This is a genomic window from Mucilaginibacter sp. CSA2-8R, from assembly GCF_038806765.1.
Classification (GTDB): Bacteria; Bacteroidota; Bacteroidia; order Sphingobacteriales; family Sphingobacteriaceae; genus Mucilaginibacter.
This window is the reverse complement of sequence record NZ_CP152389.1, coordinates 2,172,330-2,190,659: the sequence shown is the minus strand read 5'-3', so window position 1 is coordinate 2,190,659 and position 18,330 is coordinate 2,172,330. Positions and strand designations below refer to the sequence as shown.

At 44.5% G+C, this 18,330-nt stretch carries 9 protein-coding genes; 5 read left to right on the top strand and 4 right to left on the bottom strand.

Features of this window, described 5'->3' with window-relative positions; translation table 11 throughout:
* Positions 1-38 precede the first annotated feature (38 nt).
* A complete protein-coding gene (locus AAGR14_RS09195) occupies positions 39-377 on the bottom strand; it encodes a YMGG-like glycine zipper-containing protein (RefSeq protein WP_342648292.1) in 339 nt (112 codons plus the stop codon).
* A 272-nt stretch (positions 378-649) separates the two neighbouring features.
* Between AAGR14_RS09195 and AAGR14_RS09190 the strand changes: the two genes are divergently transcribed.
* From AAGR14_RS09190 to uxuA, 5 genes are all read left to right on the top strand, one after another.
* The gene (locus AAGR14_RS09190; protein ID WP_342648291.1) at positions 650-4,369 is read left to right on the top strand and encodes an ATP-binding protein; all 3,720 of its coding nucleotides are present in this window, start codon (positions 650-652) and stop codon (positions 4,367-4,369) included.
* Positions 4,370-4,497: 128 nt separating this feature from the next.
* A complete protein-coding gene (locus AAGR14_RS09185) occupies positions 4,498-7,230 on the top strand; it encodes an outer membrane beta-barrel protein (protein WP_342648290.1) in 2,733 nt (910 codons plus the stop codon).
* Positions 7,231-7,460: 230 nt separating this feature from the next.
* Positions 7,461-10,424 (top strand): TonB-dependent receptor, encoded by a 2,964-nt coding sequence (locus AAGR14_RS09180; RefSeq protein WP_342648289.1) that lies wholly within the window; start codon positions 7,461-7,463, stop codon positions 10,422-10,424.
* Between the two features lie 25 nt (positions 10,425-10,449).
* On the top strand, positions 10,450-11,940 hold the full coding sequence (locus tag AAGR14_RS09175) for a RagB/SusD family nutrient uptake outer membrane protein (RefSeq protein WP_342648288.1): 1,491 nt from the start codon (positions 10,450-10,452) through the stop codon (positions 11,938-11,940).
* Positions 11,941-12,104: 164 nt separating this feature from the next.
* Positions 12,105-13,292 (top strand): mannonate dehydratase, encoded by a 1,188-nt coding sequence (gene uxuA, locus AAGR14_RS09170; protein WP_342648287.1) that lies wholly within the window; start codon positions 12,105-12,107, stop codon positions 13,290-13,292.
* An 86-nt stretch (positions 13,293-13,378) separates the two neighbouring features.
* Here the strand turns inward: uxuA and AAGR14_RS09165 are convergent, their stop codons facing one another.
* From AAGR14_RS09165 to AAGR14_RS09155, 3 genes are all read right to left on the bottom strand, one after another.
* A complete protein-coding gene (locus AAGR14_RS09165; protein ID WP_342648286.1) occupies positions 13,379-15,049 on the bottom strand; it encodes a sodium/solute symporter in 1,671 nt (556 codons plus the stop codon).
* A gap of 53 nt (positions 15,050-15,102) precedes the next feature.
* Positions 15,103-16,431 (bottom strand): xylose isomerase, encoded by a 1,329-nt coding sequence (gene xylA, locus AAGR14_RS09160; RefSeq protein ID WP_342648285.1) that lies wholly within the window; start codon positions 16,429-16,431, stop codon positions 15,103-15,105.
* Positions 16,432-16,545: 114 nt separating this feature from the next.
* Positions 16,546-18,051, bottom strand: a complete 1,506-nt coding sequence (locus AAGR14_RS09155; protein ID WP_342648284.1) for an FGGY family carbohydrate kinase — start codon at positions 18,049-18,051, stop codon at positions 16,546-16,548.
* Positions 18,052-18,330 lie beyond the last annotated feature (279 nt).

Genomic DNA, 18,330 nt, shown 5'->3' with positions numbered 1-18,330 from the left:
GCGTTTTGTGTAATCAAAAAATCAATCTATGTTATTTCTTACCTGTGGTATACAGTGCGGTACACCCGGGTAGTACGCGGACGGCCTTCGTACCGGGTGTAGTAACCATTTTTGTATCCGGTGCGGTAAGCCGCTTGTCTCTTCTCTACTGTTCTGCGGTGCTCATTACCAACAATGTAACCACCACCGGCACCTACGGCTGCTCCAATAAGCGCACCTTTTAAGTTATGGCCTATCAGCCCGCCCAATAAGGCACCACCGGCACCGCCAATAATAGCGCCTTTAGCTTGTGAGCTCATGCGGTTTTGTGCTTGCACATTTATTGTGCTTAATAATACGGGTATAATCAGGGCTAAAACAAAAACTATCTTTTTCATAATTGTGCGTTTTTAGTGTGTTTATATAGTATCAGATACACAAGCCAAACAAAGGTTTAATTAAAACAAATTTGTAACGGAGGCGTTACTTGCTGCAAATTGGTACGCATAGGGCCTCAACTTATAAAAACGTTTATTTAAGCAGTGTTAAAACAGCATTTTTGAATAAAATCTCCGTGAAAACTGCAACGGTATAGTAAAACTTATGCTACTTATCTGCCCGACATAAAAACATATTTGCAGCTAAAATTTTTATATTTACCTCCATACTTATGGAATTTCGACAACAAGAAAGCACCGAACAGTTTTTATCGGGTGGCGGCGAAATGGGCAAACTGATCCGCACAATGGATTGGTCTAACACCGCACTGGGTCCTATAGAAAGCTGGCCGCAGAGCTTACGCACCTCAGTCAGCCTTTGCTTATCTTCTACCTTTCCAATACTAATTGCCTGGGGGCCAGAAACCATCCAAATTTACAATGACAGTTACCGACCGATATGCGGGGCGAAACACCCCGAATCAATGGGGCAAAATTTTCGTATTTGCTGGGAAACAGCCTTACCTGTAGTTGGCGACAAGTTTGACCGCGGTCAGCACGGCGAAGGTACTTACATTAAAGACCAACGAATGTTTCTGGACCGTTACGGTTATCTGGAGGAGTCATTCATGACGTTTTCTTTTGCACCAATACGCGATGAGTCGGGTGGCGTAGGTGGCATCTTCCACCCAATTACCGAAACCACCGACAAAATGCTGAGCGCGCGCCGCACACAAGTACTGCGAGATTTGGGTGCCGCTATAGGTAAAGCCAAGTCGGTACATGAAATTGGGGAAATTACCCAGGGCCACTACAATGATTACGTGCTTGACCTACCGTTTTTGCTTTTTTATGAAATGAAAGATGGCAGTGCTGAACTTATCAGTTCGGCCGGCATCCCCATCAATAGTACACTTACCCCCGCAAGCATCCCGTTGGATGGTGATGCCGCCTGGCCGCTGTACAAGGTAATGCAAACCCGCGAAATACTGGAGGTGGATAATTTGCAGCAACGCTTTGGCCCTTTTAGCTGCGAACCTTATGAGCTGCCACCACACACGGCAGTTATATTGCCTCTTCATATATCAGGGCAGGCTGAGCCGATGGGCTTTATGATAGCCGGCGTAAGTGCCTGCCGCGCCTTAGATAATGAATACTTAAACTTTTATAACCTTTTGGCTACCACTTATAATACGGCGGTAACCAACGTATATGCTTACGAGCAGGAACAAAAACGGGCAGAAGCACTGGCCGCTATCGATCGCTCGAAAACAGCATTTTTCAGCAATGTAAGCCATGAGTTCCGCACGCCCCTAACGCTGATGCTGGGCCCCCTGGAAGATATGCTGAGCAAAAACAACGCTGAGTTTGCCGAGCCGCTGGAAGCGGTGCAACGCAATGCCCTGCGCTTGTTAAAACTTGTTAATAACCTATTAGATTATAGCCGTGTAGAAGCAGGCCGCGCACAGGCCGCTTATCAGCTTACCAATTTATGCGAGCTTACCACCGATCTGGCCAGCAGTTTCCGTTCTATCATCGAAAAGGCCGGCATGAAGCTGGAGGTAAATTGCAGTGAAGACAAAGGCAACATTTTTGTTGACCGGCAGATGTGGGAAAAAATTGTATTGAATCTGCTGTCGAATGCATTCAAATACACGCTCGAAGGAACCATTTCTATCATGCAGCACCAAGAAAACAATCAGGTGGTTTTGCAGGTGAAAGATACGGGGGTGGGCATACCAGCCAAAGAGCTGCCGCATATGTTTGAGCGTTTTCACCGGATAGAAAACTCGGCCGGGCGCACACATGAGGGTACTGGAATCGGCCTTTCGCTGGTACACGAATTGGTGAACCTGCATAGCGGGCATATTACGGTAGATAGCGTGGAAGGCGAAGGCTCTGTATTTACAGTTACTATACCGGTTGGCTACGCTCATCTGCCGGCGGAACGCCTGGTAGATGGTGAGAAAAAGACTGACACATCAGCCCTGAAAGGCGCCTTTTTGCAGGAAGCCATTAGCCTGCTGCAAACTGATACTAATACCGATGCTCACGACAGCCTGGCGTCCCAAAACTTTAATTCAAACGTTTCGGTGCCGGCTGATGCAGAAAAAGATGTTGAGGTGCTGGTAGTAGATGATAACGCCGATATGCGTGCATACCTGGCGAGGCTGCTGGAGCCTTACTTCAGCGTCATCACAGCAACGGATGGACAGGATGCACTTTCTAAGTTAAACAATAATTTACCGGCCCTGGTCATCAGTGATATAATGATGCCGGTTATGGATGGGAAAGCCATGTTGCGGCAAATACGCAGCACCCAGCGCACGGCACGTTTACCGGTTATCTTCCTGTCTGCAAGGGCTGGCGAGGAGGCCCGGATTGACGGCCTCGAAGCCGGTGCCGATGATTATCTGGTTAAACCGTTTTCCGCTGCCGAACTATTGACTAAAATCAGGGCTCAAATAAATATTTCAAAAGCAAGGCAACATGCAGAAGAGCAACTGCGCAACCTATTTATACAGGCTCCGGTAGCCATTGCCATTTATTACGGCCCCCAGTTTATAGTTGAACTGGCAAACGAAAAGATGTTGGAATATTGGGGACTTGACGAAAGTGCTATTCTTTATCAGCCGTTGCTAGAGATATTGCCACAGTTAAAAGCTGCCGGTTTTGATGATGTGATGCAACATATTTACAAAACCGGTGAGCGTCACATAGCCAGCCAAGTGCCATTGCATTTAAATCGCAACGCACAAACTGAAACCGTATACATAAACCTGACCATGGAGGCCCTTCGGGACCAACACGGCATTATAAGCGGTATTGTAGCCGTTGCTGCTGAGGTTACCGAACAGGTAATTGCCCGCAAGGATGCAGAGAAAGCGAACGCTACTCTAAAGTTAGCAATGAACGCTGCAGGCATGGGTATATGGCGCAACGAAACTGGTTCTGATGTTTTGGAGGTATCAGAAAAAGCCCGTGATATACACGGATTACCGCACGGTACTGCCTTAAGCTTCAGCTCTACACAGCAATTAATTTTGCCCGAATATTATGACCCGCTAATGAGTTCAATCAGAAGTGCAATTGAAAATAAAAGCAGCTTTAATGAGGATTACCAGATACAACCTGTGGGTACCCAAAATATACGCTGGATAAACTCAGTTGGGCAGGTGGAGGTGGATAATGACGGCGACGTAAAAGCTATTGTAGGTACTATAATTGATATTACCGAAACAAAGGAAGACGAACTACGCAAAAACGACTTTATCAGTATGGTGAGCCACGAATTAAAAACGCCGCTCACTTCGCTTATGGCCTATGCACAATTGCTGAGCCGCAATGCCGACAAAACCAACGACACCTTTGCTCAGAAAAACCTGATTAAAACACAGCAGCAGATCCGCAAGATGACCAGCCTCATCAATGGGTTTTTAAACGTATCGAGGCTGGAATCAGGCAAGATTCACCTACAAAAAACGACGTTCAGTTTTAATGACATGGTACGCGAGATGGTAGACGATGCCAGACTGTATAGCAGCCAGCACCAATTGGAATTGCATCAGCAAGCAAACCTAACGCTGCATGCCGACCGCGACAAAATAGGCGTTGTTGTTACTAACCTGCTGAGTAATGCAATAAAATATTCGGCCGCAAATACGACAGTGACGGCTATTGTTACAGAAGCCAATGGTGCTGCGATATTAAGCGTGCAAGACCAGGGCATGGGCATTAAACCGCAAGACCAAGCCAAACTGTTTGACCGCTATTACCGGGTTAATGATACCAAAACCCAAAATATTTCAGGCTTCGGTATCGGGCTTTACCTGAGTAAGGAAATTATTAAACGCCACGGTGGCGAAATGTGGGTAGAAAGCGAGCATGGCGTCGGTTCTACTTTTTATTTCAAATTACCTTTGGAAACGTCTGCGATGATAGCAGCGGTTTAACGCTAGTTAAAAAATACAGTATAGCCTGTTTTCCTGAAAAGTAAACAGGCTGTTTTTTGAGAAGTATTTGTTAATAATTAAGTTATTGTAGTGTCGGCGTAATTTATATATTGCGATAACTAACCTACATGATTAAATCTGTCACAATTATCAGCCTGTTTTTGTTGCTTGCTACTGGCGCCCTGTCTCAAAACCGAGCGCATTTAAGAGGCCGCATCGTCGACTCAACAAATAATGCAGCCCTTGAACTGGCAACCGTAGCCGTACTCGACGCCAAAGATACTTCACTTATATCTTATACGTTAACTTTAAAAACAGGCGACTTTGCCTTACATAATTTACCATCAGGTAAAGACCTTAAGCTGCTGGTTACCTTTATAAGCCATAATAGCTACCGTAAAACTTTAAGATTGGAGAAAGGTAGTACGCTTGATTTAGGGGCTATAAAATTATCTGGTAAAGGCCACATACTTGGCGAAATTAAGGTACGGGCAGAAATTACACCCGTGATAATAAAAAAAGACACAATTGAGTTCAGCGCCGAGGCATTTAAAACGCCGCCTAACGCTGTAGTTGAAGAGCTACTAAAACGCTTGCCCGGCATGCAGGTAGATATGGATGGCACTATCACAGTCAATGGCAAAACGGTTAGCAAGCTCTACATTGGAGGTAAGAGGTTTTTCGCCAACGATCCAAAAATAGCATCTAAGAATCTGGATGCTGTTTTGGTAGACAAGATTCAGGTATACGATGACCGCGAAGACGATCCCGACCATCTCATCCCTGATTCTAAGGTGGGTAAAATCATTAACCTCAAACTAAAAAGAGCCATTAAGCGCAGCACATTCGGCAAAGTGCGGGCCGGCGGCGGCACCCGCGACAGGTTTGATGGAGGTGTACTTTATAACATGTTTAGAGACACACTACAAATAAGCTTGATTGGTGTTGGCAACAACTTAAACCGAACCGGTTTTTCAACACAAGACTTAATGGGGCTTGGCGGTTTTAACCGAAGCGGTTATGACAACCTGTATAACGGCACTGTAACTACAGGTGGCCGGTCTTACGGAGGTATTCAAACAGTAGGCTCAGGCGGTGTCAACGTCAACAATGATTACGGCAAAAAGCTGAAATTAAATTTGCTGTACTTTTACAGCTACACCTCAGACCTTTATAATAACTCCGTATTCTCACAGCAGTTTTTAAAAGACACGACACTAAGTTCAAACAACCAGTCTGGGCAAACCAACAAAGCAAATAAGCACACCGTGACAGGTTTATTGGAGTGGGAAACTGACAGTTTAACAAAAATAAGATATACGCCTAAAATCAGTTTTAACAACAATAACCGCCAAGACAATAGCATCAGCAACAGTTATAGTAACTTTGTTGCTTTGCTAAATAATAACTCCCTCAATAACTTTAGCAAATCTAATGGGATGGAATTCCAGCAAAATCTGAGCATTTACAGACGACTGCGCATAAAAAAGGGAGCATCCCTCAACATCACCCACGATCTCAATATCAGCCCCGATCAAAGTAACTATTATCGCAACAGTTATCTGCAGTCGTTTACCGCACAATTAAGTTCAAGTAATTTACAGCGCTTTGAAGATGCTGATAACAAATCAAACTCGGCAAGCATAAATGTTACTTACCGATATCCGTTTAGCAAAAGAATTTATGGCAGTTTACAAGGCAGCTTTAATTACCGGAGATCAGTAGGTAAATTATTTACTTATGACCGCGATTTAAAAACCGGACTATATTCGGTTTACATAGACTCTTTGAGCAGAGATTTACACCGGCAGCAATACACAGAAACATTAGGGCCCGAAATTTCCTATCAACACAAAGATTTAACGATGTCGGCCAAATTGGGGCTGCAATGGCTGCAACGTTACGATCAGTTTAATAAAAAAGTAAGCGATATCAACAAAACTTACATTTATGCGCTCCCCTCTGTTCGCATAGATTATAATCATCTTTCGTTCAACTACAACAATTCAGTACAACAACCAGACATCAGTAACTTACTACCTTACCGTACAGTGTACAGCCAACTCTACAGTTCAATAGGCAATCCTGATTTAAAACCAACCCGCACTCATAATCTAAATTTTAACTATTATAAATATATCACCGAAAAACAACTGAATTTTAGTTTTTCGAGCGATTTAAACCTGGAGCAAAATAGCATTTTTAATGAACGCACTGTAAATGGCCAGGGTGTTACAGCATCCAGGCCTATTAACAGAAGCGGTGTTTACAGGTATTATTTTTCAGCTTACGGAGGCCGCGGTTTTAAAAAGATGGGTAACTGGCAGTTGCGGATCAACAACGGCGTGTATTATAACTTTAATCACCAATACTTTCAAGTGAATGATAAAAGTGGTTTTCAAAATACCACATCCATCAATTTTTCACAGCAGTTTTACATCAATTGGAACAATAAATTTGAACTTAATCCAAACTATTATTTAAGTTCAAGCAGTACAAAATATCAAGATGTTGATTATGCTGCTATTAAGTACATTAGCCACCATTTAGATATTCCCGTTACTATACGCGCCATAAAGCATATAACTTTCGAAGCTAATTATAATTACAGTTATAATCCGCTGGTATCACCCGGCTTGCAGCGTAGTGTAAATTTAGTGAATATCGCCTTAGCCCGTTTAATACAGAAAAATGATCATGGCGAGATCAGAGTGTCGTGCTATGACTTGCTTAATCAAAATGTCAATTCATATCGGTTTGTTAGCGGCAATACCGTTGCCGATATTCAAACTCAAATTTTAAAGCGCTACTTTTTATTAAGCTACGCTTATCATTTCAATAAGGTTATCAGCAAAAATTAGCTGTAAGACCATATTATGCCAACCCTTTAAAGCGATGTTATGCATCTTTTAATAAAAATTTGATTTCAGAGATACCTTTAATTACTAAAAAATCTGACTTAGGCGATAAAGCAATTAATTTTTCTTAACGATTAAAATTTTTGCAAAAATTACCATAATGTAAGCTTAATAGATGTCGATGTTAATAATAATATATTATTTTCGCGACTCTTTTAATTAAACTATAATTTATGGTTAAACCCCTACTCCACTTATTATTAGGATTACTTATCAGTTCGTTCTGTTTTGCACAGGGCCGAACAATTAATGGCAAAGTAACTGCCAAATCCGACGGTGCACCATTGCCGGGCGTTAGTGTTATGGTTAAAGGCATAGCTGCTGGGACCCAAACCGATGCTAAAGGAAACTTTGAACTCGAGATACCGGCATCAGCCAAAATACTCAATGTCAGCTATTTGGGTTATCAAACGCAAGAGGTGGTCATTACGTCGGGCATGATAGCAATTGTGCTCCAAGATAATAGTCAATCACTCAATGAAGTTATAGTGACTGGCTACGGCACTCAAAATGAGCGCGAAGTTGCCGGCTCGGTAGCTACCATTAAGGCCGAACAAATTAACTATGTGCCCATTGCCTCATTTGATCAGGCTTTGCAAGGCCGGGCAGCGGGTCTGCTGGTGCAGGCCAGTTCGGGCCAGCCAGGCGCTGCCGCCAGTGTAGTAGTACGGGGCCGCGGTTCTATACTGGGTTCTACCAATCCGTTGTACATCATGGATGGCATTGAAATTACCGCTGCCGATTTTGCTACGATTAATACACAGGATATTGCTGCCGTTAATATCTTGAAAGATGCACTCGCTACCGCGCAATATGGCTCCAGGGGTGCAAATGGTGTTATTGTAATTACCACAAAGCAAGGCCACGCCGGCCGGCCAATTGTACGGTATGATGCACAGTTTGGCCGCTCTACCGCTCCAGACAGCAAGGTTACTTTGATGAACTCAACCCAAAAGCTGGATTACGAGTTGGCCAATGGCAACCCCAACGGCTGGACTGCTTCCGACGTTGCAACCCTTAAACAGGTGAATACAGACTGGAAAGATGTCATCTTTAAAACCGGCATCACCAAAAGCCATAACCTTTCGGTGTCGGGCGGGGTTGACAAAACCAAATACTTTGTGTCAGGCAGTTTGTATGACCAGTCGGGTACGGTATTAACTACCCGGCTAAAACGCTACAACGGCCGCATAAACCTATCAAGCGGCACCCAGGATTTTGACTTTGGCTTAAATTCAACTTATGGTTACTCCAACTTTACCAATACCAGTGAAGCCAACACGGTAAATGCCTCCCCATTAAATGCTATCCGTTGGATTAACCCTTACCTAACGCCTTACAACCCTGACGGTAGCTATACTAAAAGTATTACCGGTCAGCCTAACCCGCTGCCTAACCTCATCGAAAATAGCAACCTTCGCGGTCAGTTAAAATTGGTGGGCAATGTATATGCTATTTATCATGTACCCGTAGTAAAGGGCCTCTACGCCAAGGTTAACGGCGGCGTAGATTACACGTCTAATGAAATTACTGTTTTTAATTCGCCGCTAAGTACGGTAGGCAGCGCCTTGCCGGGTGGCAGGGGATCATTAACCCGCGGGTACGGTAAACTAACCCGTTACACGCTAACGTCGTCTGTTGGTTACAGCAAAGATGTAAGTGAAGACCACCACATATCAGCAACCATATTTAATGAGATTGTTAGCGCTAACAGCAACAGCTTCCAGTTTACCGGCTATGGCCTGGGCGGCGCATTCGAAAATGAGTCGGGCATTACCCCGGGTACGGCAACCAACAATTTTATACCAGTAGTGTCTGGTGGTGGCGGTGCCGACCCGATGAATTCATCTGCGTTGTTGGGTCCTAACGCACTGTTATCATACTTTGCCAACTTAAAATATAACTACAAAGAGCGCTACTTTATAGAGAGTTACCTGAGAAGAGACGGATCATCAAGGTTCGGTTCCGACCGTCGCTATGCCAACTTTGGCTCAGTAGGCGTAAGTTGGGTGGCATCAAACGAAGGTTTTTTTGCGCCAGTAAAAAATATATTTAGTGATTTTAAGCTTAAGGCTAGTTACGGTTCGGCAGGCAATCAGCCTGTTACGGCCGACTTTTTACCAAGAGAATTATACGGACGTGCCGTTTACAACGGCGTAAGCGGCTTGGTGCAGAGCCAGCTGGACAACCCTGAGTTACAATGGGAACGACGCACCACGTTTAACACCGGCCTTGAGTTTACCGCCTGGAACGGACGCATCGGTGGTAGCTTTGATTATTATAACGCGCTTACTTCCAATCTGCTGCTCAACCAGCAACTGTCCAGAACTACAGGCCGCACCTCTGTAATCTCCAACAGCGGTAAGCTGCGTAATTCTGGCATTGAAGCATCTTTGAATATAGACGTACTGAAAGCTAAAGATTTTGATTGGAATGTGTTTGCTAACTTTACCTACAACAAAAGCAAAATTGTTGAGCTGTTGCCAGGTCAGAACGAAATTGTTGATGGTATTTACGTTAACCGCGTTGGCGAAAAGCTAAATCAATTATACCTGGTAAGATATGTGGGCGTAAATCCGGCTAATGGTAAGTCTATTTACCTAAACAAGAACGGCAACACTACCGAAACGTACAGCAGCAACGACCGTGTACTGGTAGGTTCGGCAGAAACCCCATATTTTGGAGGTTTTGGCAGTTCGATCAGTTACAAAGGCTTTGAAGCCAGTGCATTCTTTAGCTTTGTAAAAGGGAACAAAATATTTAATTATGACCGGAGCAACGTTGAATATCCATACGCGGCAGACAACCTAAGTGCTGACTTATTACGCGAATGGCGCACACCCGGCCAGGTTACCGACATACCGAGCCCTAACGGAAACTTTATTGCCGAAACTACCCGCTTTGTAGAAAACGGCGACTTTTTGCGCCTGCGTAATGCTACTATCAGTTATTCACTGCCGAAAACATGGTTATCAAGCGTAAAAATAAACTCGTTAAGGTTTTTTGTGCAGGGGCAAAATTTAATTACCTGGACTAAATTCAGAGGTTTTGATCCGGAATATGCTACCGGTAATTTGATTGGCGCACAGTACCCGGCTATGCGTACCATTACCGCAGGTTTAAATATTGCCTTGTAAATCATCCTCTTAAAATTTAAAACCAATGAAATTTAGAAATTATATAGTGAGTGCAGGCCTTGGTTTAGCTTTAGCTGCCACCTCATGTAAAAAAGTGCTTGATGTTACACCCGAATATGCTTTAGACGGCTCACAAATATTTACCAGTTTAACCGACTATGAGTATTCGCTGACCGGCACATACTCCCTGCTGCGCCAGATTGGCTATTATGGCAATGGCGCTACGGTTACCGGGGCATGGTCTGCCCTACCGGATATGATGGCCGATGACCTGGTACAAACCAACGAAGATTTTGGCAACTTTGGCCGTTTAACCAACTATACGTTTACACCTACCGACAATAGCCTGTCAACAGCCTGGACAGCCGCTTACAGCGTTATTACGCAAGCCAATATTACTTTAAGAGGCATTGATCAGTACCAGTCGGCTAATGCGCAAAAAGTAAATCGTATCAAAGGCCAGGCATTAGCCTTACGGGCCATGGTTCACTTTGATTTGCTTCGCTACTGGGGAAGCGATTTTGAACGTAATTCTACAGGTTTAGGTGTCCCATATGTAACGGAGGTAAACGCCTTTGCCAAACCTGCCCGTCTATCCGTTAAAGAAACTTACGACCGTGTATTTGCCGACCTTACCACAGCCGAAACTTTACTGGCTAATGTGGATATATCTATCAACTCAGCAAGCAGTAAGGCCAACATTGATTTGAACGCTGTACGGGCACTTTTAGCACGGGTTTATCTTTACAGCAAAAATTACGGCCAGGCCGAGGCTTATGCTACACAGGTTATTACGGCAATACCCTTAGCTACTGCTGCAAACTTTGCCAATATCTGGAAAGATGGGTCGCAGGCGGAAGTGATTTTTGCTTTGGTTTACAGCAATGTATCCGAAGGCAATCCAAATACTAACGTACACACCGCCAGCTTAAACCGCAACGGCTACCGCCCTACGGTTAACTTCACCAACTTGTTTGCAGATAAAACCGCAGATGTTCGGTATTCGGCCTTTGTGGCCAGCCGCAGCACCGGTTCGGGAGCTGCCATCATAACCGATCCGGCAAGTACTATTACCCGGAAAATTGTAAATAAGTATATTGGCAAAGGCACCAGCGCTGATAACGTAGTGAACTGGAAAGTACTACGCACGGGAGAGATGTACCTGATCCGTGCAGAAGCACGCGCTATGCAGCAAGGTAAAGAGGTTATGGCTCTAGCCGATTTAAACAGCCTACGGGCTGCCCGCATTAGCAACTATACGGCCGTTAACCTAAGCGGACAAGCTTTAATGGATGCCATACTTACGGAAAGACGCAAAGAACTTTTTGCTGAAGGTCATCGTTGGTTTGATTTAAAGCGAACTACCCGAACCATCACCCGAACTGATAACACTGGTGCATTCGCTGGATTGCAGTCGGCCTTAGCATCAACCTCAAAGGTTTGGATGTTCCCTGTTCCGCAAGGCGAAATTGATGCTAACCCTAACATCCGCAATCAGCAATCGGCAGGTTGGTAAGCTAAAATTCAGTTAAAATTTCAAGGCATTTCTTCGGGAATGCCTTTTTTGTTTCCTAGCGTTTTAACCAACACATTATTACATTTATCTGCTTAAGCTATATTTTATAAGAGGTATTGTTAAATTAGCGCTTATTTTACAATTACAAATAAATTAAAAACAATATGAGCTTAGAACAAACCTGGCGCTGGTACGGCCCTAACGATCCGGTATCACTGGCCGACGTACGCCAGGCCGGAGCCACAGGCGTGGTATCAGCCTTGCACCACATACCCAATGGCCAGGTTTGGCCTGTTGAAGAAATACAAAAGCGCAAGCAGATTATTGAGGATGCTGGCTTAACATGGTCGGTGGTTGAAAGCGTACCGGTGCATGACGACATTAAAAAGCGTACCGGCAATTATGAGCAGTATATTGAAAACTACAAGCAAACCCTGCTTAACCTGGGCAGTTGTGGCATCGACATTGTGTGCTATAACTTTATGCCCGTGCTCGATTGGACTCGTACCGACCTGGATTACCGCCTGCCGGACGGTTCTACCGCGTTGAGGTTTGACGTAACTGCCTTTGCGGCTTTTGAACTGTATTTGCTTAAACGCCCAGGCGCCACCGAAAGCTATACACCCGAACAGCAGGAAGCAGCGCAAAAATACCTGAACGCACTTAGCGAAGAGGATCAAAAGCTATTAATTAAAAATATTATTGCCGGTTTGCCTGGCTCTGAAGAAGGTTACACGCTGGAGCAGTTTTTAGAAGTACTGGCTTCATACAATCATATTGATGATGATGCGCTCAAAGCTAACCTGTACCACTTTTTGCAGCAGGTGATACCTACTGCCGAACAGGCGGGCGTGCTGATGTGCATCCACCCTGATGATCCACCTTATCCCATCTTAGGATTGCCGCGCGTGGTAAGTACTGAGGCTGATATACACCAGCTGTACAGCGCCGTTGATAGCTACCATAATGGTTTAACCTATTGTACCGGATCGTTCGGTGTGCGGGCTGATAATGATTTGGCCGGTATGGTTGAACGCTTAGGTCACCGCATTCACTTTATACACTTGCGCGCTACCCTGCGCGATGCCTTGGGCAATTTTCATGAAGCCGATCACTTAGATGGCGATGTAGATATGTTTGCCGTAATGAAAGCCTTGGTTACCGAGCAGGAAAAACGTCGCACTGCGGGCGAAAAACATCTGCGTATGCCTTTCCGCCCCGATCATGGCCATAAAATGCTGGATGACCTGCACAAAAAGACAAACCCTGGTTATTCGGCTATCGGCCGTTTACGCGGACTGGCAGAATTACGTGGGCTTGAATTAGGCATCAGGAGATTTATATCTTCTTAAAGTTCTAATCGAACCTTCATAAATGCAAAAAGCGCCGGCAACTTAATGATGCCGGCGCTTTTTATGTTTTGTTTAACTGCTTTTGTTTACCAAAGCAGAGTATACAAGGCTACCAGGATGCCGCAAATAAGCAGAGCACCGATGGCAAACGAGTTAGAAGTTTTGAACATAGAGGTATCCACATCCAGGCCGTTGGTTTTAACGCCACGGTTGCTCTCAATGGTGCTGATGATCCACATACCTATGATACAGATGATGAACACAAAGCCCATACGATCAAGGAATGGAATTTCATAAAGGCCGCTGTCTGCACTTTTTACTGCGAAACCCGATGGATACAAAAATGATAGGTCGACATAATTAGGTAAGAACTTAAAGATTACCGATAAGATAAACCCACCGATGGTTGCAAACAGTGCTGCGTTCGAGGTCGCTTTTTTCCAGAAAAAGCCCAGGATGAACATGGCAAAAATACCTGGCGACACAAAGCCAGTATATTCCTGAATGAACGTAAAGCCGCCCTTTTTATCAATTCCCAAAAATGGAGAAATTACCACGCCTAAAAACATCGCTACAACCACTGTGATCTTGCCTACGTTAACCAACTTATGGTCTGGGGTGTCCGGGCTCAATTTCTTAAAGATATCAAGCGTAAAAATAGTGGCGATACTGTTGGCTTTACCAGCCAAGGAAGCCACTACTGCTGCAGTAAGTGCTGCAAAAGATAAGCCTTTGAAGCCAGATGGCAACAAGTTAAGCAGAATTGGGTAAGCGTTGTCAGCATTCTCTTTCAATGAACTTTGATCATGGGCAGGAAATACGTTGTCTTTGTAAAGCACGTAAGCGGCGATACCTGGTAATACCACAATAAGTGGCATCATCAACTTTAAAAAGGCAGCAAACAGGATACCGCCGCGGGCCGTTTTCAAGTTAGCTCCCAGCGCTCTTTGGGTGATGTACTGATTACAGCCCCAGTAATTCAGGTTCACAATCCACATACCACCCAGCAGCACAGTTAAGCCCGGTAAATTTATAAAGCTCGGGTTGTCTTTTTTAAGAATCATGTGGAAGTGATCATTTGCCTTTTGGCTCATGATACTCAGACCTTCAAATACGCCATGTGCACCGTTGTGCTCTGCGACTTTAGTCACCGCCATATAGGTAGTTACCAAACCACCCAGGATGAGGAAAAACACCTGAATGACGTCGGTAAAGCCAATTACCTTCATACCGCCCAAGGTGATGATGACTGCAACAAAAGCCAGCGCTACTAAACATACGTACAGATTGATGCCTGAAATACCATTAACGGCTACGGCGCCCAGGTATAAGATAGAAGTCAGGTTTACAATTACGTACAATAACAGCCAGAATACGGCCATTATCATTGCTACCGTACTATTATAGCGCTGGTGCAAAAACTGCGGCATGGTAAAAATCTTATTGCGCAGGTAAACCGGGATAAAAAAAACCGCCACAATAACCAGGGTGATGGCTGCCATCCATTCGTAGGCCGATACGGCAAGGCCCATCGTAAACCCGTTTCCGCTCATGGCTACAAACTGCTCAGCCGAAATGTTAGAGGCAATCAGCGAGGCGCCTATCGCCCACCAGGTCAACGACCCTTCGGCCAAAAAGTAATCTTTGGAGGTAGCATCGGCATTTCGCTTTCTACGGTACACCCACAAACCATAAACGGCTACGATAAAAAAGTAAACGAAGAAGACTGCGTAGTCCCCCGTGGTTAGTGCTTTCATTTGTTTTTAAATTGTACTTGTGTTATTTCGGTTTAAACTAGCAACAAGTATACTTAAATAAACCTGTTAATCAAATTTTCCAGGTATTCCTGTTTTCCACTGGTTACCGCAGGTTCTCCGTTTTTAACGGCATAATCACGCAAAGCTTCCAGGCTCAATTTGCCCTCTTCAAAGGCTTTACCCTCGCCGCTATCAAATGAAGCATAACGATCAGTAACAATTTTGTTGTAATCTGATTTTTGCAAAATGTTATCTGCAATTATCAATGCTCTCGCAAAAATATCAGCACCGCCAATATGAGCGTAGAACAAGTCAGCCTGGTCGGTTGAGTTACGGCGAATTTTTGCGTCAAAGTTGATACCGCCACCTTGCAAGCCACCAGCTTTAAGCAATACCATCATATATTCAGTTACCTCGGTTATGTTATTCGGGAATTGGTCAGTATCCCAACCGTTCTGCTCATCGCCGCGGTTGGCGTCCAATGATCCTAATAAACCCCAGTCAGCAGCTACCTGCATTTCGTGTGCAAAAGTGTGGCCGGCCAACGTAGCATGGTTTACTTCCAGGTTCAGTTTAAAATCGTTTAGCAGGTCATACTTTTGCAGAAAGCCGGTAACAGTTGCAGCATCGTAATCATACTGATGTTTAGTTGGCTCACATGGCTTAGGCTCGATAAAGAAAGTGCCTTTAAAGCCCTGCGCGCGGGCATAATCCTTAGCTGTATGCAGGAAACGGGCAAGGTGTTCTTGTTCACGTTTCATATTGGTGTTAATCAAGCTCATGTAACCCTCACGACCACCCCAAAACACGTAATTTTCGCCGCCTAAAGCAATGGTGGCATCTAGAGCTGCTTTTACCTGCGCTGCACCATGTGCCAAAACATGAAAATCAGGATTGGTAGAAGCGCCGTTCATATATCGTTCGTGCGAAAACAGGTTAGCTGTACCCCATAACAATTTGATGCCGCTATCGGCTTGTTTCTGTTTTGCGTAGTCGGTAAGCGTTTGTAAACGACGGTCGTTCTCATTAATATCGTTGCCATAGTCAACTACGTCAACGTCATGAAAGCAATAATAAGGTAAACCCAGTTTGGTCATAAACTCAAACGCTGCATCCATTTTGTCTTTAGCGCGTTCAACCGCGTCCGATTTTTCGTCCCATGCAAAACGATGGGTCGGGCCTCCAAATGGATCAGAACCGTTACCGTTAAAAGAGTGCCAGTAAGACACGGCAAATTTTAAATGGTCTTTTAATGTTTTACCTGCTACCACGCGGTTTTCGTCATACCAGCGGTAAGCTAAGGGGTTATCACTTTCAGGTCCTTCATATTTTATCTGGTCAATACCTTTAAAGTATTCTCTTTCTCCTGTAACTACTTTCATATAAGTTTGGTTGTTAAATTTTTTATTTATGTTATTTAATATATCGTCTTGTAAATCAGTTTCTAATAAACACCCAATGCAGCTTAAATTTAGTACAAATAAACTCTTCGGTATCTATACAGCTTCGATTGCTGCTTCTGCTTCCAATTGTTTTTCGAGCAGTATTTTCCATTCCTGATAAACTTTTTCAAAGTTATGGCCCGGCTGCGGCTCAATGACCTCTAAGCGCCTAATGCCTCTAAAAGCTTCTTGAGGCGAAGCAAATAAGCCGGCACCTAACCCGGCGCCTAAAGCAGCACCAACGCTGCCATCGTTGTTGTAAAGCTCAACGGGTACGCCGGTAGCATTTACAAAAGTTTGGGCAAACAGGCGGCTTAAAAACAGGTTGGCTTTGCCTGCGCGTATCACCGTTGGTGTCATGCCGTTGCTGCGCATAATATCTAACCCATATCTAAAGGCACAAGCGATGCCCTCCTGAACAGCGCGGAACACGTGCGAGCTTTGATGCAGATTTAAATCAATGTGGTGCATGTGTACGCCAACCAGTTTATTACCAAGCATTCGTTCGGCGCCGTTACCAAATGGTAATACGCGCAAACCTGCACTGCCTTCGGGCGCCTGCTCAGCAAGCTCGTTCATTTGTTGGTAGCTCAATTGGGTACCCAGCAAATTTTTAGCCCAACGGTTTAAACTGCCGGTGCCATTGATGCAAAGCAGTACGCCTAAACGTTTGTCGCCTTGTTGTTTGTAGTTAACGTGTGCAAAAGTATTTACGCGCGATTGCGTATCGAAGCTCAACTGGTCGCTTACCCCGTAAATTACACCCGACGTGCCGGCAGTCGCGGCTACCTCTCCGGGTTCCATCACGCCTAATGATAAAGCATTGTTAGGCTGGTCGCCAGCCTTGTATGCTACCGGGATGCCTGCGGTTAAACCTAACTGCGCAGCCACATCAGTTTGCACTCGGCCATGGTCTGAGAACACCGGCTTAACCTGCGGTATCAGTTCGGCATCAAAACCAAAAAAGTTTAAAACATCCTGCGAAAGATCGTCTTCCAGAAAATCATAAAATACCCCTTCCGAAAGGGCAGATACTGAAGTAGTGATTTCACCCGTCAGTTTCATAGCAATGTAATCGCCTGGCAGCATCACTTTATCAATTTTTTGATAAAGCTCCGGTTCATTTTCTTTTACCCAAGCCAGTTTAGCAGCTGTAAAGTTTCCGGGCGAGTTAAGCAAGTGTGAAAGACTTCTGTCCGTCCCTATAGCGTCAAAAGCAGCATCACCATAAGGTACAGCCCGACTGTCACACCATATGATGCTGTTACGCAATACCTGCTGTTGCGCATCTACCAGCACTAAACCATGCATTTGATAAGCGATACCAATGGCCTTAATATCGGCAGCATCGTATCCTCCCTTGGCATGGCAACGCTGCATAGCTTGCTGGGTTTGCTCCCACCACATATCGGGCGACTGCTCTGCCCAACCCGGCTGGAGTGAGATGATGGGCGACTCTACATCCGGAAATTGCGCTGACGCTACAACTTCGCCGCTACCAGCAGCTACCACAGATACTTTAACGGAGGATGTACCTATATCTATTCCTAATAACAACATGGTTCGTCTTTAATATGATGGCTTATAATTGGAAAGCTGTCCTAGATGTGTTCGCAAACATTGCACTTTACAAATCGGCAGAAATTTTTTTTGCAATCGATTGCAAATATAATTTGATTTTAGATATAAGCAATAGCAACGTGTGTTTTAAGTAATTAATTTCTGGATATTTTTATATTAATATTCAACCATGTTAGTGTGTAAACTACACACCTTGCTAAACCGCCAGCTTTTATTAATTAAAATGTTAATAATTAAATCAGCACTATAACATTCTGA

Bases quoted from the DNA above. Each gene is read 5' to 3' on its own strand.
- AAGR14_RS09195 (WP_342648292.1), bottom strand. From the start codon at position 377: ATGAAAAAGATAGTTTTTGTTTTAGCCCTGATTATACCCGTATTATTA.
- AAGR14_RS09190 (WP_342648291.1), top strand. From the start codon at position 650: ATGGAATTTCGACAACAAGAAAGCACCGAACAGTTTTTATCGGGTGGC.
- AAGR14_RS09185 (WP_342648290.1), top strand. From the start codon at position 4,498: ATGATTAAATCTGTCACAATTATCAGCCTGTTTTTGTTGCTTGCTACT.
- AAGR14_RS09180 (WP_342648289.1), top strand. From the start codon at position 7,461: ATGGTTAAACCCCTACTCCACTTATTATTAGGATTACTTATCAGTTCG.
- AAGR14_RS09175 (WP_342648288.1), top strand. From the start codon at position 10,450: ATGAAATTTAGAAATTATATAGTGAGTGCAGGCCTTGGTTTAGCTTTA.
- uxuA (WP_342648287.1), top strand. From the start codon at position 12,105: ATGAGCTTAGAACAAACCTGGCGCTGGTACGGCCCTAACGATCCGGTA.
- AAGR14_RS09165 (WP_342648286.1), bottom strand. From the start codon at position 15,049: ATGAAAGCACTAACCACGGGGGACTACGCAGTCTTCTTCGTTTACTTT.
- xylA (WP_342648285.1), bottom strand. From the start codon at position 16,431: ATGAAAGTAGTTACAGGAGAAAGAGAATACTTTAAAGGTATTGACCAG.
- AAGR14_RS09155 (WP_342648284.1), bottom strand. From the start codon at position 18,051: ATGTTGTTATTAGGAATAGATATAGGTACATCCTCCGTTAAAGTATCT.